The 6,950-nt window shown below is 71.4% G+C and carries 7 protein-coding genes; all 7 read right to left on the reverse strand.

Features of this window, described 5'->3' with window-relative positions; all coding sequences use genetic code 11:
• Positions 1–1,408: primosomal protein N' family DNA-binding protein (locus ACWCSD_RS44100; RefSeq protein ID WP_449924229.1), on the reverse strand; the 1,408-nt coding region annotated here is incomplete at its 3' end.
• Positions 1,409–2,052: 644 nt separating this feature from the next.
• A complete protein-coding gene (metK, locus tag ACWCSD_RS44105) occupies positions 2,053–3,240 on the reverse strand; it encodes a methionine adenosyltransferase (protein WP_352322591.1) in 1,188 nt (395 codons plus the stop codon).
• Between the two features lie 163 nt (positions 3,241–3,403).
• Positions 3,404–3,727, reverse strand: a complete 324-nt coding sequence (locus ACWCSD_RS44110; RefSeq protein WP_358294002.1) for a hypothetical protein — start codon at positions 3,725–3,727, stop codon at positions 3,404–3,406.
• A gap of 127 nt (positions 3,728–3,854) precedes the next feature.
• Entirely contained in the window at positions 3,855–5,048 is a 1,194-nt protein-coding gene (coaBC, locus tag ACWCSD_RS44115; RefSeq protein WP_449924233.1) for a bifunctional phosphopantothenoylcysteine decarboxylase/phosphopantothenate--cysteine ligase CoaBC, read from the reverse strand.
• 8 nt (positions 5,049–5,056) lie between these two features.
• Positions 5,057–5,326, reverse strand: coding sequence for a DNA-directed RNA polymerase subunit omega (gene rpoZ, locus ACWCSD_RS44120; RefSeq protein WP_043638590.1), 270 nt, complete (start codon positions 5,324–5,326; stop codon positions 5,057–5,059).
• Positions 5,327–5,331: 5 nt separating this feature from the next.
• Positions 5,332–5,919 carry a guanylate kinase gene (gene gmk / locus ACWCSD_RS44125; RefSeq protein WP_358294299.1) on the reverse strand — a complete coding sequence of 196 codons (588 nt, stop codon included), beginning with the start codon at positions 5,917–5,919 and terminating at the stop codon, positions 5,332–5,334.
• Between the two features lie 121 nt (positions 5,920–6,040).
• Complete coding sequence (gene mihF, locus ACWCSD_RS44130) at positions 6,041–6,364, reverse strand: integration host factor, actinobacterial type (RefSeq protein WP_020541698.1); 324 nt, start codon at positions 6,362–6,364, stop codon at positions 6,041–6,043.
• Positions 6,365–6,950: the final 586 nt, after the last annotated feature.

Genomic DNA, 6,950 nt, shown 5'->3' on the forward strand with positions numbered 1-6,950 from the left:
CCTCGGCCGAGCGCGCGTAGCCGCCGATCAGCATGGCCGCGCCCGTCCGGTGGGCGCGCAGGCCGAGGACCTCCCTGGCGTGGGGGTAGGGGGCCAGGCGTTCGGCGTGCAGGTCGTCGCCGTCGTCCCAGATGGCCACCAGGCCGAGCTCGGCGACGGGGGCGAACATGGCGGCCCGGGTGCCCACGACGGCGCGCACCTGGCCTCTGAGGACCTTCAGCCATCGCCTGTACCGCTCGGCGGGTCCGAGGTCGGCCGTGAGCGCCACATGCCTGCTGGGGCCGAGCAGCCGCTCGAACTCGGCGTCCGCCAGCGCGACGTCCTTGCCGTCGGGCACCACGAGGACCGCTCCGCGCCCGCCGTCGAGGGTGGCGAGCACCGCCTCCGCCATGGCTCCGGCCCATCCCGTGGCGCCGGGCAGCGCCGACCACACGGCGCGGGGGGCGCGGCCGTGGCGCAGGGCGTCCAGGAAGGAGGGGCCGGTCGGGTAGGCGTCCCAGGCGCTCTTGCGGCCCTCTGCCGGCCGTTCGGGGGTGTCCGTCCCGTTCATGTGCTCCGGACGTGCCGTCGTCCGTCCGCGCGCCGGGGCCTCCGCCGGTCGGGCCGCGACCCGGCGCGGGGTGCCGTCCTGCTCGGCCCGCCCGTCCATCGGAGCAGACGGCTCCAGCCCCCGTCCCGAGAAGGACGAGCCCCCCACGTCTCGCGCTCCCCCGATCGCGGCAGGCGCACCCGAGGCGACCTGTGCGACCGCGACGGCGGCAGATTCGCTCCCGGTGGCCCGGACGATGTCGGGAACCCCGCTCCCGGCAGCTCGGGCCGCGGCAGGAGCCCCAGGCTCAGCCGCCTGGACCGCGACGGGAGACGCACTCGCGGCGGCTCGGGCCACGGCCGGGGAAGCGCACTGCGCCGCCTCCCCGGAGGGGACGGCCGCCGGGACCAGATCGGCGGGGGGCGGGTCTGCTGGAGGCGGGACCTCCGCCTCGGCCTTGGCGTGGCGCGGTGGGATGGCCAGGCGCAGGACGTCGGTGAGGGTGCCCGCGTAACGGTCGGCCACCGCGCGGGCCAGACCGGCGATCTCCGGCGTGAGCACCTGCTCGGGCGAGACCACCCGTTCGAGCGGGGTCAGCTTGCCCTCATGGTCGCTCTCGTCCACCCGCTCCATCACGAACGCGTCGATCAGCTTGCCCGCGAACCGCACCCGCACCCGCACCCCCGGCCGGGCCGCCTCGTGCATGGCGGCGGGCACCAGGTAGTCGAAGGGCCGGTCGAGGTGCGGCAGCGGGCTGTCCACGACCACCCGCGCGACGGGCCGCTCGGGCGCCGCGACCACCGCCCCCTTGGTGTCCTTGGACGACGCAGGAGGCCGCACGGCGTCGAGCGGCAGGAGGGCGTCGTCGGAGTGGGTCACGCACTAACGTCTACCAGACCCCGCGCCCCGCCATCCCCACACCACCGGCGCACACCCCCGCACCGCCCCCGCCGGCCACCCACTCCCCCACCAGCCCGAACAGCGCAGGAGAGCACACACGACGCGACAAGCACGCAGACCCGCGCCCACCGCCGGACCCGATCAGGAACGCCCCCGCGAAGACGGACGAACCCGCCCGCACCGAAGAAACGCAGCCCCCACCAGAAGCCGCCTCACCCGCGCCTCACACCGAGCACAGCCGTCGCCCACCGAACACGGCCGACGAGCCCCCGACACCCACAGAGCACGGGCGACGAGCCCCCGACGCCCACCGACCGCCGCCGCCGAAGCCGCCGTCCAGGAATCCAGCCCGAGATCGTCACCGGGCCGCAGGCGCGGCAGAAGAGAGCGTCAGCCCAGCAGCCACCCGCGAGCCCGCAGCCCCAAGAGATCAGCAGCCACCAGCGAGCCCGCCGCCCCTCAAAAGATCAGCAGCCACCGGCGAGCTGCGGCCCTCAAGAGACCAGGCGAACGCCCGCACCGAACCACCCCAGCCGACGACAAGTGCCGCACCCAGCCCTCAAAAGGGCCGAATGCGGCACCTGCACGAAACCAGAAACCGAGTAGGTCAGAGACCGAGTAGGTCAGAGACCCGCAGCCGTCCGAAGGGCCTCGGCGCGATCGGTGGACTCCCAGGAGAAGCCCTCACGGCCGAAGTGCCCGTAGGCGGCGGTCTCGGAGTAGATCGGGCGCAGCAGGTCGAGGTCACGGATGATCGCGGCCGGACGCAGGTCGAAGACGCGCAGCACGGCCGCCTGGATCTGCTCCACCGGCAGCTTCTCGGTGCCGAAGCACTCCACGAACAGACCCACCGGCTGCGCCTTGCCGATCGCGTACGCGACCTGCACCTCGCACCGGTCGGCCAGCCCGGCCGCGACGACGTTCTTGGCCACCCAGCGCATCGCGTAGGCCGCAGAGCGGTCGACCTTGGACGGGTCCTTGCCCGAGAACGCGCCACCGCCGTGGCGGGCCATGCCGCCGTAGGTGTCGATGATGATCTTGCGGCCGGTCAGGCCGGCGTCGCCCATCGGGCCGCCGATCTCGAAGCGGCCGGTCGGGTTGACCAGCAGCCGGTAGCCCTCGGTCTCGATCTCCAGACCGTCGAGCACGGGGTCGACCACGTGCTCCTTGATGTCGGGGGCGAGCATCTCCTTGAGGTCGATCTCGGCCGCGTGCTGGGTGGAGACGACCACGGTGTCGAGGCGGACGGGCTTGTCGCCGTCGTACTCGATGGTGACCTGGGTCTTGCCGTCGGGGCGCAGGTAGGGAACCTTGCCGGTCTTGCGGACCTCGGACAGGCGCTGGGCGAGCCGGTGCGCGAGCGTGATCGGCAGCGGCATCAGCTCCGGCGTCTCGCGGCAGGCGTAGCCGAACATCAGGCCCTGGTCGCCGGCGCCCTGGCGGTCGAGCTCGTCGGCGTCGCCGCCCACGCGGTGCTCGTAGGCGTCGTCGACACCCTGGGCGATGTCGGGCGACTGCGCGCCGATGGACACCGACACGCCGCAGGAGGCGCCGTCGAAGCCCTTGTGGGAAGCGTCGTAGCCGATCTCCAGGATCTTCTCCCGGATGACGCCGGGGATGTCGACGTAGGTCTCGGTCGTGACCTCGCCTGCGACATGGACCTGGCCGGTAGTGATCAGCGTCTCGACGGCGACCCGGCTCTTGGGGTCGTCCTTGAGCATGGCGTCGAGAATCGCGTCACTGATCTGGTCGGCGATCTTGTCCGGGTGGCCTTCGGTGACCGACTCGGAGGTGAACAGGCGACGTGACAACTCAGTGGCTCCTCATGCAGCGGCTGCTGACGGATGTTGGGCCCGGGACGGAAGAACACGCCAGGGCCTCGCCGAAGTCTAGCCCCACCCGGCGTCCGGTCGCGAAACCGTCCCGTGTCCGTGTCCGGTCACATGTCCGGCATGTGTCCGGACCTGTGACCGGTCACAGGTCGGGAAGGGGATCCGGCGGCAGCGTCTCCGGCGCGAAGACCTCGGCGTCGGCGGCGGACACCACCGCCGCGTACTCCTCGTCGAACTCGAACACGGTGGTGCCGAGCTCGATGAACGGTCCGGGCAGGATCGGGCCGAGCCTGGTGTGCCGCGGGTACGTGGCGAACACCGCGACCGGCCGGTCGCTCCTGAGGGTCCTGGTGGTGAGCACCGAGACGGACGAATCGGTGACGACGATGAGGAAGTGGCCCGTTCCCGTCGGCCCCACGGACAACGCGGGGAAGACGTAACGGATCCCTCCCTGGTCCTCCAGCAATCTCCTGCAACGTTCCCTGACAGCGGAACCCACCGGCATTCCGTCCCCCTTTGCCCCCAAGTATCGGTAGGCGTCCGGGGTGCCGCAACTGGCGATCAGGTAATCGTTCTTGCGCGAAAAACGCGCGTCAGGACAGACGGGGCGCGACCAGGTCCCAGACGGCGTCGGCGACGTCGTCCTTGGGGCCGCGCGGCACCTCGACCGGCTCGCCGCCGGCGACGAGGACGGTGGCGGCGTTGTCGGGCGTGCCGAACGCCAGCCCCTCCCCCACCTGGTTGACGACCAGCAGGTCGCAGCCCTTCCTGGCCAGCTTGGCCTGCCCGTTGGCGAGCACGTCGTCGGTCTCGGCCGCGAACCCGACGATCACCCGTGGACCTGCGCCGCCCTCGCGCCGCAGCCGGCCCAGCTCGGCCAGGATGTCGGGGTTCTTCGTCAGGTGGATGGGATCGGGCTCGCCGTCGGTCTTCTTGATCTTCGTCTCGTGCCGGGACGCCGGGCGGAAGTCGGCCACCGCGGCCGCCATGACGACGGCGTCGGCCTTCTCGGTGGCGGCCAGCACCGCCTCGCGCAGCTCGGCCGTGGACCCCACCCGCACCACGGCGGCCCCCGCGGGATCGGGGAGGGCGACGTTGGCCGCCACGAGGGTCACCTCCGCGCCACGCGCGACCGCCGTGCGGGCCAGGGCGTACCCCTGCAGGCCGGACGAGCGGTTGCCGATGTAGCGGACCGGGTCGATCGCCTCGCGGGTGCCCCCGGCGGAGATCACCACCTTGCGCCCGGCCAGGTCGCGCGGCCTGCCGCGCAGCACGCGCAGGCAGACCTGGAAGATCTCGGCGGGGTCGGGCAGGCGGCCGGGGCCGGTGTCGGCGCCGGTGAGGCGCCCCACGGCCGGGTCGATGACGACGGCCCCGCGCTCGCGCAGGGTCACGACGTTGGCGCGGGTGGCCGGATGTTGCCACATCTCGGTGTGCATGGCCGGGGCGAACACGACCGGGCAGCGCGCCGTCAGCAGCGTGTTGGTCAGCAGGTCGTCGGCGAGCCCGTGGGCCGCCTTGGCCAGGGTGTTGGCGGTCGCCGGCGCCACCACGACGAGATCGGCGCGCTGGCCGATGCGGACGTGGGGCACCTCGTGAACGTCGTCCCAGACGTCGGCGGTCACGGGGTTGCCCGACAGGGCGGCCCACGTGGGCTCGCCCACGAAACGCAGGACCTCGCGGGTCGGCACGACCCGCACCTCGTGACCTGACTCGGTGAACAGCCGCAGCAGCTCACATGCCTTGTACGCGGCGATGCCGCCGCTGACGCCGAGGACGACCTTCATCGAAGGGGTCAGACCGCGCCTTCGATGGGCTCGGCGTTGAGCAGGCCCTCGGAGACCTCGCGCAGCGCGATGGACAGCGGCTTCTCCTGAGCATGCGTCTCGACCAGCGGCCCGACGTATTCCAGCAGGCCCTCGCCGAGCTGGGAGTAGTAGGCGTTGATCTGGCGGGCGCGCTTGGCACCCATGATCACCAGGGAGTACTTGCTGTCGACGATGTCGAGCAGCGCGTCGATCGGCGGGTTGGTGATGCCCTCCGCGGCCGGGGTGGTGCCTGCCACGATTGTCAGACCTCTCGGTTGATGGTGGTGGTGACCCCCTGAGGGTCAGTCATCAAGGCTATCAGCCGGTGGCACACTTCTTGGACACTCGTGTTCACCAGCGTGAGGTCGAACTCCGATTCGGCCGCCATCTCGACCCGCCCGGCCTTGAGCCGGCGCTCGATGACGTCCTCCGGCTCGGTGCCGCGGCCGCGCAGCCGCTTCTCCAGCTCCTCCCACGTCGGGGGGGCCAGGAAGACCAGCAGGGCGTCGGGCATGGTGGTGCGCACCTGCCTGGCGCCTTCCAGGTCGATCTCCAGGACGGTCGGCACGCCCTGGGCGAGCTTGTCCAGCACCGGCTCGCGCGGGGTGCCGTAGCGGTTGCCCGCGAACTCGGCCCACTCCAGCAGCTCGCCGGCTTCGACGAGCCGGTCGAACTCCTCGCCGTCGACGAAGAAGTAGTGGACCCCGTTGACCTCGCCGGGACGGGGCCTCCTGGTGGTCACCGAGACCGACAGCCACACCTCGGGGTGTGCCCGCCGGAGCTCGGCGACGACCGTGGACTTGCCGACGCCCGACGGCCCTGACAGGACCGTCAGACGCCTCCTGCTCAGGGGGAGGAAGCCGACCTTCGCTCCCGATCCGACTGCCTCGTGGGCCCTTGCTTCGCCGGACCAGGACCTGTCGGTCACTTCCTACCCCCCGTTGAACCTGCGCTTTCTTGTGGAACAGAGATTAGCTCTCGTTGCCACCGAACTCGCGCTCGAGGGAAGCCCTCTGGTTCGCGCCGAGACCCCGCACGCGGCGGGACTCGGCGATGGCAAGCCGCTCCATGAGCTGCTTGGCGCGGACCTTGCCCACGCCGGGGAGCGATTCCAACAGGGCCGACACCTTCATCTTGCCGATGACGTCGTCGGTCTGCCCATCCTTGAGCACCTCAGCCAGAGAAACCGCGCCATGCTTGAGCCGGTTCTTGACCTCGGCACGCTCTTTACGGGCCTTGGCAGCCTTCTCAAGGGCTGCGGCGCGCTGCTCAGGGGTCAGGGGAGGAAGAGCCACGCCGGGTCACCTCGAATTTCTGTCGATGTACTCGGACGGGAAGGGAAACTAGCTGGTCATCGCCCCCTAAGCAACGTCAAGAGCGGTTTCTCTCCTCACAAAATCCACTTCATCACTGTCCGTGAGCGTAAAATTACACACTGCTGATCAAATCGCCCTCACTTCCCGCTTCGCGCGTCCGCTCCGGACGGCGTCCCGGAACAGGGCGAAGATCGCCCGCCCGGCACCGGACGATGTCCGAAACCAGGGCCGGACCTGGACCGAAACCAGAATCGGGAAGGGTGCGCGAACGCCCTGCGGATGCATTACGATCTTGTGAAGCGAGGGCTGCGCGAACGGTCCGGCGACACCTGCCGCCATGCCCCGCGCCCGCACGGAGAACACCCCCTCCGCGCACGCGACGATCGTGCCCCCGCCTCCCGCGGACAAGCACACCTCGCGGCACGCCAGAAGCGCGCCTCCGCGCGCCGCAAAGAGCCCTGCCCTGCCCTCGCGAGGCCACACCCGAGCCGGGAGCCGCCGCCGGGGGTCGGAGGCGGGCGCCCGAGGCCGGGGCCCGCCTGAGCCGGGAGCCGGCGCGGCGGGT

The sequence above is a fragment of the Nonomuraea sp. NPDC001684 genome, assembly GCF_053596515.1.